Genomic DNA, 16,200 nt, shown 5'->3' on the forward strand with positions numbered 1-16,200 from the left:
TAGGAGTTGAACCTGTATCACAGAATAGAATACTCCCACGAGTGAACGACAACCTAATAGGTTGAAAATATATGCTGAACCGAGGATGAGTTAACATCCTATAATGCGGAGAAATCCCCGGAAGTAGAGGATAAAAAGCCTTTACGATAACAAAATGACAATGTATGAGGATCAAGGGCAAAACATTATTAATACTTTACTAGGTGCGAAAGAAAAAACTGTTGATTTTAAAAAGAATCAAGACCAATTAAATGATTCCGTTAAGAAAATGGATGCAAATCCAGCAGTTAAGTTTCAAAAAGCAATGCAAGATTTACAAATGGCTCTCCAACCGGTACTTGGAGTAATAGCAGATGTTGTTGCTAAAATAGCTGATTGGATTTCTAATAATCCTAAATTGGCAGCTACATTGGCAGCCATTGCAGTAGCGATAGGAGTAATAGCAGGAGCATTTATGGCTTTAGCACCAATAGTTGTTGTCATATCGGGTGTAGGGGCTGCAATGATGGGATGGGTAGCGTTAATTGCTATAGTTGTAGCCGCAGTAGTTGCTTTAGGCGTACTAATTTATCAAAATTGGGATTCCATAAAACAATGGACCATTGATGCCTGGAATGCAATTGGAGAATTCTTAGTAGGAATATGGGATGGAATTGTGCAATGGGCAAGTGAAGCGTGGAATAGCATTAGTGAATCTACATCAGCAGTTTGGAACTCAATTAAGGAATTTTTAATAGGAATATGGAATGGCATTGTAGAGTTTGTTGTAACCTGGGGAACCGCTATTCTAGAAGCATACGTTGGTATTTGGACATCTATTTTTAATTTCTGTATGGAAATCTGGAATGGGATAGTTGAATATTTAACTTCAGTTTTGCAGGGGATAGCCACGTTCTTTACAGAAATATGGACTTCTATTTCTACATTCTTTCAAGAGACTTGGAATGGATTAGTGGCTTTTATAACTCCTATTTTACAAGGGATTGCTGATTTCTTCTCTATGATTTGGAATGGTATTTCTACAGTGATCCAAACTGTATGGAATTTCATTACTCAATACTTACAAGCGATTTGGACGGCTATTTTATACTTTGCTACTCCATTATTTGAAAGTATTAAGAATTTCATTTCTGAATGTTGGAATACAATTAGTTCTACTACAAGTTTTGTATGGGAAACGATTAAGAATTTCTTAGTTTCCTGTTGGAATGGACTTGTAGCATTTGTTATGCCGATTTTTGAGAAAATCAAGTCTTGGATCATTAGTGTATGGGATACAATCAGTTCAGCGACAATGACCGTATGGAATGCTGTTAAGAATTTCTTACAGTCATGCTGGAACGGGTTAGTAGCTTTTGTAACGCCAATATTCAATTCAATAAAAGATTGGATTGTAAATACTTGGAGCACGATTAGTTCCACAACAAGTGCTGTATGGAATACGATTAAAAGCTTCCTTTCTGGCTTATGGAACTCAATTGTTTCCACAGCAAGTTCCGTATTCAATAACATCAAAGAAGCTATTTCAACTGTTTGGAATATGATTAGTAGCACGAGCAGTAGTATTTGGAATGGTATTAAATCTACTCTTTCAAATATTTGGGAAGGTATTAAATCAACCGCATCTTCTGTATGGAATGGATTAAAAGATGCTATTATGACTCCTGTTAGATGGGTAACAAATGCTGTGAGTGGAGCATTCGAGGGAATGAAGTCAGCAGTATTAGGCGTGTGGGATGGAATTAAGAGTGGTATTCGTACAGCTATCAACGGAATCATTCGTATTATTAATAAGTTCATAGATGGTTTTAATACACCAGCAGAATTGTTAAATAATATACCAGGAGTAAGTGCTCCAACTATTCCACATGTGCCAATGCTTGCTAAAGGTGGAAAGCCTGTAGGTGATGGTTCATTTATCACAGGAGAAGCCGGACCAGAGTTATTTACGAAGAAGGGTAATTCAATTACAGTTACACCTTTATCATCAAAAGAAAAATCACTCGGTATTACTGGGACTATGAATCAATTAATGGGTGATATGAGTCGAATGATGGCTAGTTCTATGAGTCAATTAGCAGGATTAAAGTCTGTTATGAGTGGTGTGTATGGAAGTATGTCAAATAGTAGACAAGCTATGGCCGGTAATATCGCAAATCAAGTATTCAATTATTCATCAGGGCAAACTGGTGGTAATGAATTAATTTCAGCACAAGGTGGTGATTTGGTAATTGAAGTACCAGTTATTTTAGACGGTAGAGACTTAGCACGCGGTACTTATCGATATACAAAAGAATACCAAGAAAGAGAAGAGCAAAGAAACTCAGCCTTTTAGGTTTGAGTTTCTTTTATTTTATAGAGAAATGGGGTGTCAAAATGAGCTCTTTTACATTTAACAATGAGAGTAAAGAATTTATCCAAATTGCAAAAGGCTTGAAAAGACCTACTTGGGCACCATTGAAAAGAAATTTATTAAGTATTCCGGGGTATCCTGGTGCAAGACTATTAAACACACAAACTGAAATTCGGGTTCTTTCTATTCCTGTGGGAATTATAGTTCCTGATGGATCTGATTTAGAAACGCTGAAAGAAGAAATTGCAGGGTGGTTAATAACAGATCAACCAGCAGAACTTATTTTTGATATAGAACCAAATAGAACATATTTAGCAATTGTAGATGATAGCTTTGATCCAGATGAATTTGTAGCCCTTGGTACAGGGACACTTAAATTTATTTGTCCAATGCCTTATAAGTTGGGAGCTGTACAAGAAAAAATACTGGCTATTGAGAAGGGAGACTTAAAAGCTTCATTACGTAACAAGGGCTCTGTAGAGTCTAATCCCGTTATTGATATAACTGTGGGAGCACAGAGCCCTTTCCTTGATGTCTGGAATGGTGACGAATACTTTAGATTAGGTTATCCCACAGGTGTTAAAACTCGTGTTGTGAAACAAAATGAGCGCCTCATATGGGACGAAATGAAGAGTCTAACTACTTGGGATGCTGTAACTGGTCAAATAGGGATTTACAAAAGTTCAGGAGCTATGAAGGTTTGGCAAGGATACGCTTTTACACCTGACTCATACGGAACGGGAACGGATACTGAGTGGCACGGTCCTTTTATGAAGAGAACTATTCCTAATACAGGTGGAGTTATTCAAGACTTTAGACTTGATGTGCAAATGAATTTTCAATCTGAACATTGGAACAGAATGGGGAAAACTGTAGTAATGCTTTTAGATGCTAATGATAACGTAATAGTTGAACTAGCAATGGCTGATGAGTATATGAGTCATGAAATGACAACGGCACAAGCAATTATTGATTCAGGAGGTTCTAGAAAATGGATTTCTGACGAGATGGGAATGTACTCTGATACATTTAACGACTTTAGAGGACATGTTGCAGTAGCTCGCAGGGGCAAAGAATGGAGTTTCTATTTTGCTAAATATCGCAAGAATACTGAGATAGATGATGCTAGTTTTGTTCGTACATGGAGAGATGAGTCTGACAGTAATCCTATGACAGCTAGGCCAGTAGCAAAGATAGCTGTAGGGTGTATTGTTTATGGGTCTAATCCACCAGCTGATATTGCATTTATTGAAGATGTTAAGTTTTGGAAGATAAACACTTTAACCATAGATGAGACTCCTTATATTTTTGATGTAGGAGACAAAATACAAATAGATACAGAAAGATCATTAGTAACAATTAACGGAAAAAATGTGATTGGATTGAAAGACATATTCAGTTCATTTCCTATCGTAAAAAGAGGGCCGAATGAAATTATAGTACGTCCAGCTAATATAGGAATAGTGAAATTAAGCTATAGGGAGCGATATAGATGAGAACACCAAGTGGAATCTTACATATTGTTGATTTTAAAACTAATCAAATCGTTTCAGCTATACAACCAAAAGATTATTGGGATGATAAACGCCATTGGGAAATCAAGAATAATATAGATACATTAGAGTTTAGGGTGTTTGATAATACAGAACATGCAACAACGCTTTTACAACAAAATTTAGTGTTAAAAGAAGTGCGTGATGGTCGAATTGTTCCATATGTAATTACTGAAGCGGAAAAAGATTCTAAAGATAGATCAGTGGTTGCTTATGCATCTGGTGAATGGATTCAACTTGCTAAAGCAGGGATTATTAATCCACAAAAAATTGAAGGTAAAACGTTGAATGAATGTATGGGAATAGCTCTTGCAGGTACCAAATGGAAAATAGGTAAGACGGAGCATAATGGATCGCATTCTATGACCATTGATGAATTTACTGATCCACTGACCTTTCTCAAACAGATTGCTTCTTCATTTGAATTAGAAATTCAATATCGCGCTGAAGTTGTAGGTTCTCAAATAGTTGGTCGTTATGTCGATATGGTTAAGAAGCGGGGAAGAGATACAAGTAAGGAAGTAACGCTTGGTAAAGATTTAATGGGAATTAAGCGTATTGAGAACTCCCAAAACATATGTACAGCCTTATTAGGTTTTGTTAAAAAAGAAGGCGGGGCATTTATAACTATTGCAGAAATAAATAATGGCGTACCTTATCTTGTGGATGATAGTGCATTTCAGCGATGGAATGAAAAAGGGCAACATAAATTCGGTTTCTATAGCCCAGAGACAGAAAATCAAGATATGACTCCGCAACGGCTTAAAATTCTTATGAAAACAGAAATAGAAAAACGTATAAATACTTCTGTTTCTTACGAAGTTCAAGCTCAAAGTATAGGACAAGTATTTGGATTGGCGCATGAATTAATCAATGAAGGTGATATAATCCGAATCATTGATAGAGGTTTCACACCTAAGTTGTACCTTGAGGCACGTGCTATCGCTGGTGATGAATCTTTTAAAGACCCTACACAAGATAAATATGTGTTTGGTGATTATCGTGAAATTATGGATGCTAATGAAGAATTACGAAAACTATACAATAAAATTCTTACTTCATTAGATAACAAGGCTAACAAGGAACTGTTAGAGCAACTAGAGAAATTAGCAGAAGAAGCTAAAAATACAGCTATTAATGCAAAGGAAGAATCGGAAACAGCAAAAAAAATTGCTGAAAAGGTACAAGAGAACATTAAAAATAATACCGTTGAAATTATAGAATCCAAGAATCCGCCGACAACTAATTTAATAGACAGCAAGACACTATGGTTAGATGTTTCTAACGGTAAGCCTGGTATTTTAAAACTTTGGAAAGATGGCATTTGGGACCCAGTTGTTCCTGATGTGGAATCAGTTAAGAAAGCAACGTTAGAGCAGGTCAGCAAAGATATTGAATCCACGAAAACAGAATTAAATCAAAAGGTTAAAAGTGTGGAAGGTAAAGCGCAAGAAATAGCTGGACAAATAGTTGATGTTCAAAAAAAGGTTAATGAAAAAGTTGATCAAACGTGGATTAATAATCAATTAAGAGATAAGGCTGATAAATCTGGTGTTTATACAAAAGATGAAGTAAAAGATGGTTTTATAGGGAAACAAATCTATGAAATTGATAAGAATGGTAACGTTAAGAAATTCCAAGATATTAATACATCTATTAGTCAAACAAATGAAGCTCTTAAACAAAAAGCAGAGAAGTCGGAGTTAACGAAAATTAATGATGGTTTGTCCCAGCTTGAAAGCAAAACGAATGAAATTATATCAACGGCAGATGGAACGAAGCAGACACTTTCTAATCTGAAAACCCAAGTTGATAATATTCAAGTTGGGGGGCGAAATCTATTACTAGAGACAGCTACTAAATCACATTCAGTGCAGACTGGGGAAAACAAGCAGCATACCTATTTTGATGTAGCGAAGGACATAGCTGCTTTAATGCAGGGTAAGAATCTTGCTATGAGTTTCCTATTTACAGGTAAAGTTACTGCATGGGGTACAACGAATAAATGGGCTGGTTTCGAAGTGAAGATTACTTTCACAGACAATACATTTCATTATCCAAGTTGCCGCGTAGAAAACCGTTTAACCCTAGGTAAACAATATAACCAGGAAAGGTTTACAGCAAGTGCAGTAGTAATGGATAAGCCTATTAAGGAGGTTTCAGTTTACGCTTTAGCACGTGATTTTACGGGGGACGTGTTAATTGAAAAGCTTAAATTAGAAATTGGCACAATATCAACGGCATGGACACCAGCACCAGAAGACCAAGTATCCACAGCTGATTTCACTAAAAAAACAGTAGAAATCGAGACTACTATTAAAGGAATAAATACTTCGGTATCAAATGTACAAAACGAACAGGGAAAGCTTACAGAACGTGTAACGAAATCTGAGCAAACAGCAAATGGCTTTAAACAATCCATCGAATCGTTAACTAAAAAAGATACTGACATTAGTAATAAATTAAATACGGTTGAATCCACTGTAGAAGGCACAAAAAAGACAATTTCCAATGTACAGCAAACAACAAGTGAACTAACTAAAACAACAACTGAAATTAAAGAGGAAGCTGGACGTACAAAAGAACAAATGGAACAAATTAATAGTAAAGTTGATGGTTTAGAAGTCGGTGCAACTAACATGATTAATGGAACAGAATTCATTAATGCTAATGGTTGGAGTCATTGGGGGAATTATGGTGCTGTTAATGTTACAAATGAGAGTGCTTTAACTTCATTGCCAACGCCTTATTCACTCCGAATGGAAACTGTAGTCGATGGTAAACAGCAAGTTGTGCCTAATGGAACACAAGTTGGTATGCGGTCACATGATCGTAAATTCAAAGTTAAAAAAGGTCAAAAATATACGATTTCATTTAATGTTGCAACTAGTGAGTTAGGTTGGTTATTGGATTACGTTTACATTATGTATACGGCTGAAGGTGGAAACAGAAGAATTCCTGATATTAACACTTTAGATTTTCCGATTGTAGCTAAGATCAACGATAGACAGAATAACAATTATTATAGAGTTCATTTTACATTCACAGCCGATAGAGATGATGATCAAGCATTTTTGCTTATCGCAGGTACTACAAAACGAGCGTTAGATGGAAAAAATGGTTACGCTTGGATTAGAGTTAATGCCCTTAAAGTAGAAAAAGGTACTATAGCTACTGACTGGGACACCTCAAACGCTGATAAAGTGTCGTTAAATGAATTCACTAAGAAAGCAACGGAGATTGAAAAAAGTGTAGGTGGCATTAAAGAAACAATAACAAAAGTAGAAAATAATCAAAGTAGTTTTGATAAACGTGTTACTGAGGTAGAGAAGACAGCAAATGGAATCACTCAAAATGTTTCTAAATTACAAGAGACTCAAACACAGCAAGGGAAAGCATTAACTCAAGCTACTACAACGTTAGAGCAACATTCTGAGGCTTTGAATTTAACAATGAAAAAGAAAGATGTTGAAAATTATGTTGGGGGTCTTGGAGCTATCAATGAGATTCGCGATGCAGGTTTTACTCAAGGGAACAAGTACTGGGGGTGGTCGAATGGGCATGCTATAGACCCAAACCTAAAGTATAAAGGATACAACTCGTTTTCTATGCACACTACGGGACAAGACCAGGATAGATGGTGGGGTGCTTTTGGGCAGTTTATAGATTGTTCTCCTAATGAAGACATTGTTGTTTCGGCTTACTTTAACACTGATGGGAAAGTGCCTATTGATAATGGTGTGTATATCGAGATGGAGTTTTGGCAATCGAATAAAACAACCAGAATTTCAACTGCTAGAGAAAGGGTTCAAATCATTAACAATACTTGGATTAAATCTACTTGTACAGCTAAAGCTCCAGCAGGAACTGGGTTTGTAAGATTTCGACCATATGTACAAAGAAATGGTAGAGCTTGGTTTTGCATGCCTATGTTACAGCGCGGGAAAGTAGCTACAGAATTTTGGTTACACCCTAAAGATCAAGTTGATTCTGATAAAATGCAAGAAGATATAGCTAATAGAGTAGCAACTGAGCAATACAATCAAAAGATGACTCAAATTGATAACCGTTTTAGTGTTAATGAGAAAGGTATTGATTTAGCAGCAAAAAAGACAGAGGTTTATACACAAACTCAATCTAATGATAAATTCGCTACGAATGCTTATGTAAGGGATATGGAAGGACGTATTCAAGTTACTGAGAAGAATATTCTTAGTACCGTAAAAAAAGGTGAAATCATTTCATCTATCAATCAAACGGCAGAAAAGATTAAAATTTCAGCCAATCTAATTGATTTGGTAGGTAGAGTAGAAGCATCTTGGTTAAAAGCTGGATTACTCCAAGGTATGACTATCAAAACAAGTGCTACAAAAGAATACCTCCACATGGAAAATCAGGTTATTCGTTTTGTAAACCAAGGCTCTGCCAAAATTGTGATGGGATTTGAAGATGAGAGAAAAAGTGCAACACGTAACCCATATATAATCCTTGGTGAAGGTGATGGGACTGGTAAGAACCTTGGAAGTATCTACAAAGATGGAAATGGAGTTTACTATCGCTATGTAGATTACAATGGCGCTGAGAGTAATATTCGTTTAACGAATGCAGGTAATATCGGTATCACAGCTCAAGATGGGATTTGGTTTACAGCCAAGAGAGTTAACTTCACGTCACCAATTTCAACATCGGGTATATTATTCAACTCATTCGGAAAGACTCCTTTGTCTCAACAAGGGGTTCTATGGATGGGAAATGGTTATAGAGGATTTGGAGCTTACTACCATGATGGAAATGGATGGAACTTTATCAATAGTTCAGTATGATGAAAGGAGAAAATGAAATGAGTCAATTTTTAGGTATTTTAGGAACAGTTGGTGAAGATGGGACAATCAAAATCCCATTGGATATGTTGCAAACAGCAGGTATTAAACCAAATACAAAAGTGGAATTATTCTCTGATACTTCTAATCTGTTCATTAGAACTGCAGAAAGATTTTGTGATATTTGTGGTGTGAATACAAATACAATAAGAATTGGTAATCAGGAAATTTGCAAAGATTGCTTAGACAGAATTACACAAGCTTCACAGGGAAAACAGAATGTACCTTCTGAATAGAGAAGTAGCAAATCTCAACTGAAAGAATTATGACTATAAAAATTAATAAATAGGAAACCAGAGCAGCCATAAGCTGGTCTTTTTTTATTATCTAAAAAAGGAGAGGAAAAGATGGATCGTATTGATGTGTTATTAAAAACCTTTATTGCCACTTTCGGTGGCTTCTGTGGGTATTTCTTGGGAGGATGGGATGCAACATTGAAAATCTTATTGACGATGGCAGTTATTGATTATTTAACTGGCATGATTGCAGCGGGGTATAACGGAGAATTAAAAAGTAAAGTTGGTTTCAAAGGCATCGCCAAAAAGGTGGTGCTTTTTCTTTTGGTCGGAGCGGCTGCACAACTAGATTCAGCGCTTGGAAGTAACAGTGCAATTCGTGAAGCGACTATTTTCTTCTTCATGGGTAATGAATTACTTTCACTTTTAGAAAATGCTGGTCGAATGGGCATTCCGTTGCCACAAGCTTTAACAAATTCAGTTGAAATTTTAGGTGGTAAACAAAAACAAGAAGAGAAAAAGGGAGATGTTCTATAATGGAAATTAGAAAAAAATTAGTTGACCCAAGTAAATACTGTATAAAGTGTCCTTATACAATGAATCCGGAATTCATTACAGTTCACAATACTTACAACGATGCTACAGCAGAAAACGAAGTAGCTTATATGATTCGTAATGATAATCAGGTTTCATTTCATATTGCAGTAGATGATAAAGAAGCAGTACAAGGAATCCCTTTAGAGCGTAACGCCTGGCATACTGGCGACGGAAACGGGAACGGTAATCGTAAATCTATCGGAGTTGAAATTTGCTACTCTTTAAGTGGTGGAGATAGATACTATAAAGCGGAAGACAATGCAGCTATCGTTGTAGCTCAACTAATGAAACAGTACAATATTCCAATTAATAAAGTCCGTACACATCAATCATGGAGTGGGAAGTACTGTCCTCATCGTATGTTGGCAGAAGGACGTTGGAATAATTTTATTGAAAGAGTTCAAAATGCATACAATGGAGATGGTAAAGTAACTCCTACACTTATTCCACCGTCAACTAACGGGACAGGTATTGCGTATATTGAGGGGAATGGCATCAACCTTCGTAAAGGTCCAGGTACTGAATACGGGGTTATTCGTCAATTAGATAAAGGTGAGTCCTACGAAGTATGGGGACAATCAAATGGATGGTTAAACCTTGGTGGCAATCAGTGGATTTATAATGATTCATCATACATTCGTTATACAGGAGAAAGCACACCGACAAGTTCGCAATCAGTCAATAATGGTGTAGGAATAGTTACTATTACAGCAGATGTATTGCGTGTTCGTAAAGGTCCAGGAACTAATTATGACATTGTAAAAAATGTGTACCGAGGAGAACAGTATCAGTCGTGGGGATATAGAGATGGTTGGTATAATGTGGGTGGAGACCAATGGGTTTCAGGTGAATATGTGAAGTTTGAAGATTAAAGTAAGAGCCGTCATAATGACGGCTTTTTTTATTTTATAGCAATTATTTAACTACCACCTATTGATTCAGATAAACAGGTATGGTATAATTATATATGTAAGGGAGGTGAGAAACATGGATTGGGACTTAACAGAAAAGGTTCTTAAAAATCTAGCTTACATAGTAGGCATGGGGGTAGGAATCATAACAGCAAAGAAAAACCTAAACGATATGAAAGATAGAAAGGAGAAGAAAAAGGAAGAAGAAATAGAAAAACGCCTAGCCCGCAAGACTAGACGCAAGTAATACAACGGGGGAAGAAATTCCCCCAACCTCAAAAATATTATAACATAATTACAAAATTACACAAAATCCAATCCATGTAAAAATGAAGTTAGATCGAAACACTTTGGTATTAGTATTATTTTTAATATTAGTGGTTACAGTAACAAACTATAAGAATCCTGAAGTAAGTGACTACCTAGGAATTGCGTCCACAATAATTTTAGCTATAGCGCTTGTTATTAATTTAATTTCTTTATGGAAAAAAGGCAGGGACGAAAAATGAGTATGGACTATAAAATAAGTCGTGAAGAAATAGAAAAGTTAGTTAACCAAGTAGTTTTAACAGCAAATGAGACCGTAAATTTATTAGGTGTCACAACCCAAAGATTACATGTACTTGTAAAACAAGGACGAATTGTTCCTATTAAAGTAGTTGATAGGGTTTCGTTGTACTTTCGCGAAGATGTAGAAAAACTGGCTGAAGAATTAGGTCAATTAAGAGAAAAATATCGACCATATGAATAATTTGAAAGCCAACTCTTTTATGAGTCGGCTTTTTTGTTGTTATGTAGCTAGAATTTACTTTTAGATAATGCTTTTAATATAGGGTTTATGATTTTACTCAATAAACGAAATGCGTTAAAGATTGAACGAATAACTTTCATAAGATTAACGCCCCCTTATTCTCATACCTTATAAGTCTGAGATTTTTTTTACTTCTTTTTCTTTGGCTTTAAAGTCCTTTTTATATTGTTTAAAGTCATTCCGGTCAACTCTAAACTTCTCACCAGTTGCTACATTTTTTACTAAATACGTTTTAGCTGTAAGTTCTTTTATTAAGAACCAAATTGCGAATAATACAAGGGATATTCCTAATGTGAAAGGAATTAATACTATTGCAGAAACAGTTATTATAAGTTCTGCTTTTGAATCAGCTCTTTTTAAAATTAATCTATCCCCAGCAGCGGCTTCAGATTGTTGTAATTGTTGCATACGTTGTAAGGATGCGACTGTATCATAACTCATGACATAACCTCCCGATAAGTAATAATAAAATCATTATATCAAACATTTGAGATATTGGTATTATTTATCAATATTCAGTTCGAATGCATATTTTCCCTCCACATAGATTTCATAAGTCAATTATTGATAAAGTATTAGTAGATGGTTCACCCCAATATAAAGTGAAAAACTCAAAAATTATTGTCTTCTATATTAAAGCTAGTTGAACATATGTAGAGGTACCGTAAAATAAAAAAGCCCTTCTCGAATGAGAGGGCTTTGCTATTTTATAAATCAAATTGAACTTGTTGACCATCAGTAATCGTATCATACGACTTTTGTTGGTATGTTGAACTTGTAATGAATTTAACATTAGTAATATCTTTTGGATCTCCATTAAAGAACAAACCTAGGACACGTTCTTGTTTAACTTTTCCAAAGTATTCAAAGGAAGTGTTTTTTTCTGTAATGAAATTGCGATTTGCTTCTAACTGTTCACCATTATTTAGTACTACCTTATCAAAATTAAGGAAGTTAATATTTTCATCTGAGGTATTTTCCACAGTGTAAATAACTTGAATATAATTTAGTTTTCCATCGTTAGTGGGTGTTGTTTGATAGACTTCTTTAGCCTCAGTCAACATTTGTTCTGGAAGGTCAGATAGTTGAAATAGCTTGATATTTTGAACAGTCATTTTAATTGGAGCTACATCAATAGTTTGATTAATTTCTTTAATTTTCATTAGCTCAATAACTCCGCCTCGAGCATTGTATTTTTGCTTTTCTCCAACTTTAGTTAGTACTGTTTTTTCGTTTGTCTTCGAATTGCTTTCTTTAATACCTTTTTGGTCTGAGGCAGTAGGTGCACTCTTTTCTTCTGTTTTTTCTTCTGAGCCACAAGCCACAAGTGCTAGGGAGAAAAATACAGAGACAAGTAATAATAGATACTTTTTCAAATTAGTTCCTCCTAAAATATATTGCGATATTAAGTATAACAGATATATGTTGATTTTATAGGATAAAATTAGATTTATAGGAAAAATATTCTTAAATATAGTTGACTCAAGTCAACTTAAGGTGTATAATAAGAGTATAAAGAACAGGAGGTGAACAAAGTGGATTGGATAATAATCTTAGGTGCTATAGCTACAACAGCAACGGTTTTCTCTCAAGTAACCGCAGGTGTTAAAAACATCGTAGATACATACTACAAGGTGAAAGAGGAAAAACAAAAGAGTCGCCCCGACCAAGGAAACGACTCAGAATAAGCACACAGGGGAGGGAAACCTCTCCTGCATTTAAGATTATATCACATTCCATATTATTATGAAAAAATTTATCTGGACGAATCTACCTGTAGTCATTGTCTTAGGGTTTATTTTATCAATTCTTGATTATGATAATTTAAACAATTGGGGTTATATCTGTATCGTTGGTACCATACTAGCGATAATTCTAATGGTAATCAACATGGTTATTTTGTATATAAAGGAGAAGAAAAATGTATAACTTTGAAACTAAGGAAGAGCTAATAAAATTCGTGAATGATGAAATTGTGAATACTTCAGAGGCATTGGAGATTTTAGAATGCTCGAGGCAGAATTTAAATAAGTTGGTGAAGTCCGGGACGTTAGTGCCGATTAAAGAGATGGTTCGAGATAGGCTGTTTTTTAAACAGGATATTTTAAATAGGAAAGAACAGATGAAGAAGAAAACCGACTAGTATTATAGTCGGTTTTTTGTTAAGTTACTTTGATTTAAGTGCTTCTTGTAATTTTTCATCTAATGCTTTCAAGTTGTCTACATCTCCTAGACCTTCAGGGAAAGCTTTGAAGAATCTATCATTTAATAGGATACCTTCTTTTGTATTGCCTAAAGCATAAGTTTCTTTTACTTTTTCTTCAACTAGTGCTGATAGTAATTCTAATTGCCATTTTGTAAATTCCATCTGAATAACTCCTTTCGATATCTTGATATTACAATATTAATTCTACATGTAGTAAGTAAAAAATACCATTATTTTATATACAGCAAATACACTTCATGTGGGATGAAATTGTAAATACGTCAGAGACAGTGGAGAATTTAGAATGCTCGAGGTGGAATTTAAATAAGTTAGTGAAGTCGGGGACATTAGTGCCGATTAAAGAGATGGTTCGAGATAGGTTGTTTTTTAAAGAGGATATTTTAAATAGGAAAGAACAGATGGAGAAGTAAATTATCCAATTATGCATAATTAAATGCAATTAAATTTTTATTCGTATATAAGTTTAATTAAATATTTAGAGTTACTTCCAATATTTACTTAATGTGTTTTTGTATGATAAAGTAAATAAATATAGAAAACAGAGTATGAAGAGGAGAGAATTATGGAACGGGCAATTGGAATTAGAGTAAGTCCTACAGAAGTTTATTATACTATTTTAGAAGTTAATGAAGAAGGGCAATTAGAGTTCATTAATGAGTCTCTTATTATACCTAAAGCATTAGATATACCGAGAAAGTTATCTTATATAAGGACGAGTCTCTATTCATTAATATGTGAACATGGGATTACAAAAGCTGGTTTGCGTATAGTCGAAGGGAATTCACAAAATATTGATACGTTTAGAGTGAATATTGAGGGAGTTATTCAGGAGCTATTGGCAAATAGTACAGTGAATTATTATTTTACTGGAAGACTTGATACAATAGGGAGCAAGTTTAAAAAAAATAAATCTATAATGAAACAATGTTGCAATGCACAAAATAATATATTTAATATCCCACGTTGGGAAAAACTACATAAAAATCATCGAGAGAGCTTTCTAGTAGGATATGCTACGATTTATAGAGAATATGAGGTGGGAGAAGATTGATTGTTTTAGAGACTGTACAAGCAAATCTATCGTTAGAAAAAATAAAATCTATTGGATTAGAAGGAAGAAATTCTGATGTTTATATTGCAAAAGACCCACAATTAAATGCATTTTTGGTGGCAAAAGAAATAACAAAAGAGTCTTTGAAAAGCCAAGAAATTCAGAATTATTTTTTAGAGGCGCAATTATTAAATGAGGCTAGTCACCCTCATATCATGCCAATTCGGTACGCTGCTCAAGATACAGAAAAAATTTACATTACTATGCCTTACTATTCTCAAGGTTCAATTAATAGTTTATTGGATGAGAGAATGTTAACTGTAAGAGAAATATTAAAATATTCATTAGATTTCTTAAGTGGCTTACTATTTATTCATATTAAGGGAATGGTACATTTAGATGTAAAACCGACTAATATAATAATAAATGATTGCGATAGAGCCATATTAACTGATTTTGGTTTATCAAGATATTTAAATGAATATGGTTTAGCTGAGCAGAAATCTGTATATACTAAGCATATTTCACCACAATATTTGATGACTAATTCAAGGACAATTCAGGATGATATTTATCAAGCTGGTATAACAATATATCGAATGTGTAATGGTAATGATGATTTTGAAAATCAGCTAGGTAATTATATAGTAGATCAAGGAGTTGACATTGAAAAATTTAAAACAGATATACTTAATGAAGCTTTTCCAAACCGGAAAACATATCTACCACATATACCTAAGAAGTTAAGAGCGGTAATTTCAAAAATGCTATTTGCAGATACTTCACATAGGTATTCTAATGTATTGGATGTTATTAATGATTTAAGCCTAATTGACGAAAACTTAGATTGGGAGTATAATTATGATAAAGATAAGAACATTCGTTCTTGGTTTTTAGAAACTGAAAATAATAATTATACAATGAATCTACATGAAAGTAATGGCAATTTTGTAACGACCGGCATAAAATATTTAAAAAAGAGTAAAAGACAAAATCAAATTCGTGATTGGAATACGAACTACACTTCTTTAGACAATGCGTATAAGGGAATTGAAAGACTTTTAAAACAAGTAAAAATTTAACGGTATTGGGAGGGTGATTAAGATGTTATTTAAGGAATCAAATAGGTTGTCTAGAAGATTTTTAGCAAATAAACATCAACACGACTCCGTACAAAAACGTTTAAATTTAAACAATTCTACAGATTTACGTGATAACATAAAAATTAAAGATTTACAAAATGGATTTATTGAGATTAACCCAATAAATGAGTCGAAAAAATTTGATGATTATTTTGTGAAATAAATAATAAAAAGCACCTATGGGTGCTTTTTATTATGCTTAAAATAGAGAAAGATTATTTCAGTTTTATTTTCAAAATGCCTTCACCCACAAACCCACCCACAATTCACCCACAAAATTAAAAAAAGTGATGAATCGCTATGAAACATCACTTTTATAAAACCTTGATAAATCAACGTTTTTGGCGCGATTTAAAACTTGATGAATCCAGAGGATATATTTAGAACACAAGTTCACCAATGGGAACGCGATCAATATATGTCTCTATACTAAGAGGCT

At 34.3% G+C, this 16,200-nt stretch carries 17 protein-coding genes and 1 pseudogene; 15 read left to right on the forward strand and 3 right to left on the reverse strand.

The features are described 5' to 3' along the window. The first annotated feature begins 154 nt into the window (after positions 1-154). The 8 genes from MR136_RS27110 to MR136_RS27145 all read left to right on the forward strand — a co-directional run bounded on the left by MR136_RS27110 (position 155) and on the right by MR136_RS27145 (position 11,281). Positions 155-2,335, forward strand: coding sequence for a phage tail protein (locus MR136_RS27110; protein WP_078421072.1), 2,181 nt, complete (start codon positions 155-157; stop codon positions 2,333-2,335). A gap of 41 nt (positions 2,336-2,376) precedes the next feature. Beyond that, positions 2,377-3,849, forward strand: coding sequence for a distal tail protein Dit (locus MR136_RS27115; RefSeq protein WP_078421071.1), 1,473 nt, complete (start codon positions 2,377-2,379; stop codon positions 3,847-3,849). Then, on the forward strand, positions 3,846-8,729 hold the full coding sequence (locus tag MR136_RS27120; protein WP_078421070.1) for a phage tail spike protein: 4,884 nt from the start codon (positions 3,846-3,848) through the stop codon (positions 8,727-8,729). The genes MR136_RS27115 and MR136_RS27120 overlap by 4 nt, the downstream gene beginning before the upstream one ends. Positions 8,730-8,746: 17 nt before the next feature. Beyond that, a complete protein-coding gene (locus MR136_RS27125) occupies positions 8,747-9,022 on the forward strand; it encodes an AbrB/MazE/SpoVT family DNA-binding domain-containing protein (RefSeq protein WP_078421069.1) in 276 nt (91 codons plus the stop codon). 111 nt (positions 9,023-9,133) lie between these two features. Continuing rightward, positions 9,134-9,559 carry a phage holin family protein gene (locus MR136_RS27130; protein WP_078421068.1) on the forward strand — a complete coding sequence of 142 codons (426 nt, stop codon included), beginning with the start codon at positions 9,134-9,136 and terminating at the stop codon, positions 9,557-9,559. Beyond that, a complete protein-coding gene (locus MR136_RS27135) occupies positions 9,559-10,491 on the forward strand; it encodes an N-acetylmuramoyl-L-alanine amidase (protein ID WP_078421067.1) in 933 nt (310 codons plus the stop codon). The genes MR136_RS27130 and MR136_RS27135 overlap by 1 nt, the downstream gene beginning before the upstream one ends. 115 nt (positions 10,492-10,606) lie before the next feature. Beyond that, on the forward strand, positions 10,607-10,777 hold the full coding sequence (locus tag MR136_RS27140; RefSeq protein ID WP_061186062.1) for a hypothetical protein: 171 nt from the start codon (positions 10,607-10,609) through the stop codon (positions 10,775-10,777). Positions 10,778-11,041: 264 nt separating this feature from the next. Continuing rightward, on the forward strand, positions 11,042-11,281 hold the full coding sequence (locus MR136_RS27145; RefSeq protein WP_033690498.1) for a MerR family transcriptional regulator: 240 nt from the start codon (positions 11,042-11,044) through the stop codon (positions 11,279-11,281). Between the two features lie 168 nt (positions 11,282-11,449). On the opposite strand, the gene MR136_RS27150 is transcribed toward MR136_RS27145, so the two are convergent. Then, complete coding sequence (locus MR136_RS27150; RefSeq protein ID WP_049106735.1) at positions 11,450-11,782, reverse strand: hypothetical protein; 333 nt, start codon at positions 11,780-11,782, stop codon at positions 11,450-11,452. Positions 11,783-11,898: 116 nt separating this feature from the next. Between MR136_RS27150 and MR136_RS27155 the strand changes: the two are divergent. After that, positions 11,899-11,988, forward strand: a pseudogene (locus MR136_RS27155) (N-acetylmuramoyl-L-alanine amidase); the annotation flags it as partial. Between the two features lie 60 nt (positions 11,989-12,048). Here the strand turns inward: MR136_RS27155 and MR136_RS27160 are convergent. After that, complete coding sequence (locus tag MR136_RS27160) at positions 12,049-12,717, reverse strand: hypothetical protein (RefSeq protein ID WP_078421064.1); 669 nt, start codon at positions 12,715-12,717, stop codon at positions 12,049-12,051. A 159-nt stretch (positions 12,718-12,876) separates the two neighbouring features. Between MR136_RS27160 and MR136_RS27165 the strand changes: the two genes are divergently transcribed. Further along, complete coding sequence (locus tag MR136_RS27165) at positions 12,877-13,029, forward strand: hypothetical protein (RefSeq protein ID WP_000383803.1); 153 nt, start codon at positions 12,877-12,879, stop codon at positions 13,027-13,029. A 233-nt stretch (positions 13,030-13,262) separates the two neighbouring features. Continuing rightward, positions 13,263-13,484 (forward strand): DNA-binding protein, encoded by a 222-nt coding sequence (locus MR136_RS27170; protein WP_078421063.1) that lies wholly within the window; start codon positions 13,263-13,265, stop codon positions 13,482-13,484. 24 nt (positions 13,485-13,508) lie between these two features. Here the strand turns inward: MR136_RS27170 and MR136_RS27175 are convergent, their stop codons facing one another. Beyond that, complete coding sequence (locus MR136_RS27175; RefSeq protein WP_078421062.1) at positions 13,509-13,709, reverse strand: hypothetical protein; 201 nt, start codon at positions 13,707-13,709, stop codon at positions 13,509-13,511. A 95-nt stretch (positions 13,710-13,804) separates the two neighbouring features. On the opposite strand from MR136_RS27175, the gene MR136_RS27180 reads away from it, so the two are divergent. From MR136_RS27180 to MR136_RS27195, 4 genes are all read left to right on the forward strand, one after another. Continuing rightward, on the forward strand, positions 13,805-13,978 hold the full coding sequence (locus tag MR136_RS27180) for a DNA-binding protein (RefSeq protein ID WP_078421061.1): 174 nt from the start codon (positions 13,805-13,807) through the stop codon (positions 13,976-13,978). Positions 13,979-14,130: 152 nt separating this feature from the next. Next, positions 14,131-14,619, forward strand: a complete 489-nt coding sequence (locus MR136_RS27185; protein ID WP_078421060.1) for a hypothetical protein — start codon at positions 14,131-14,133, stop codon at positions 14,617-14,619. Beyond that, complete coding sequence (locus MR136_RS27190; protein WP_078421059.1) at positions 14,616-15,701, forward strand: serine/threonine-protein kinase; 1,086 nt, start codon at positions 14,616-14,618, stop codon at positions 15,699-15,701. The genes MR136_RS27185 and MR136_RS27190 overlap by 4 nt, the downstream gene beginning before the upstream one ends. Positions 15,702-15,723: 22 nt before the next feature. Next, a complete protein-coding gene (locus MR136_RS27195; RefSeq protein WP_078421058.1) occupies positions 15,724-15,924 on the forward strand; it encodes a hypothetical protein in 201 nt (66 codons plus the stop codon). The last annotated feature ends 276 nt before the right edge of the window (positions 15,925-16,200 follow it).

It is taken from the genome of Bacillus cereus group sp. BfR-BA-01311 (assembly GCF_022664295.1).
GTDB classification, from domain to species: Bacteria; Bacillota; Bacilli; order Bacillales; family Bacillaceae_G; genus Bacillus_A; species Bacillus_A cereus.

What these genes read in the sequence shown, in the direction of transcription:
- MR136_RS27110 (WP_078421072.1), top strand. Translation starts at nt 155, where the DNA reads ATGACAATGTATGAGGATCAAGGGCAAAACATTATTAATACTTTACTA.
- MR136_RS27115 (WP_078421071.1), top strand. Translation starts at nt 2,377, where the DNA reads ATGAGCTCTTTTACATTTAACAATGAGAGTAAAGAATTTATCCAAATT.
- MR136_RS27120 (WP_078421070.1), top strand. Translation starts at nt 3,846, where the DNA reads ATGAGAACACCAAGTGGAATCTTACATATTGTTGATTTTAAAACTAAT.
- MR136_RS27125 (WP_078421069.1), top strand. Translation starts at nt 8,747, where the DNA reads ATGAGTCAATTTTTAGGTATTTTAGGAACAGTTGGTGAAGATGGGACA.
- MR136_RS27130 (WP_078421068.1), top strand. Translation starts at nt 9,134, where the DNA reads ATGGATCGTATTGATGTGTTATTAAAAACCTTTATTGCCACTTTCGGT.
- MR136_RS27135 (WP_078421067.1), top strand. Translation starts at nt 9,559, where the DNA reads ATGGAAATTAGAAAAAAATTAGTTGACCCAAGTAAATACTGTATAAAG.
- MR136_RS27140 (WP_061186062.1), top strand. Translation starts at nt 10,607, where the DNA reads ATGGATTGGGACTTAACAGAAAAGGTTCTTAAAAATCTAGCTTACATA.
- MR136_RS27145 (WP_033690498.1), top strand. Translation starts at nt 11,042, where the DNA reads ATGGACTATAAAATAAGTCGTGAAGAAATAGAAAAGTTAGTTAACCAA.
- MR136_RS27150 (WP_049106735.1), bottom strand. Translation starts at nt 11,782, where the DNA reads ATGAGTTATGATACAGTCGCATCCTTACAACGTATGCAACAATTACAA.
- MR136_RS27170 (WP_078421063.1), top strand. Translation starts at nt 13,263, where the DNA reads ATGTATAACTTTGAAACTAAGGAAGAGCTAATAAAATTCGTGAATGAT.
- MR136_RS27175 (WP_078421062.1), bottom strand. Translation starts at nt 13,709, where the DNA reads ATGGAATTTACAAAATGGCAATTAGAATTACTATCAGCACTAGTTGAA.
- MR136_RS27180 (WP_078421061.1), top strand. Translation starts at nt 13,805, where the DNA reads ATGTGGGATGAAATTGTAAATACGTCAGAGACAGTGGAGAATTTAGAA.
- MR136_RS27185 (WP_078421060.1), top strand. Translation starts at nt 14,131, where the DNA reads ATGGAACGGGCAATTGGAATTAGAGTAAGTCCTACAGAAGTTTATTAT.
- MR136_RS27195 (WP_078421058.1), top strand. Translation starts at nt 15,724, where the DNA reads ATGTTATTTAAGGAATCAAATAGGTTGTCTAGAAGATTTTTAGCAAAT.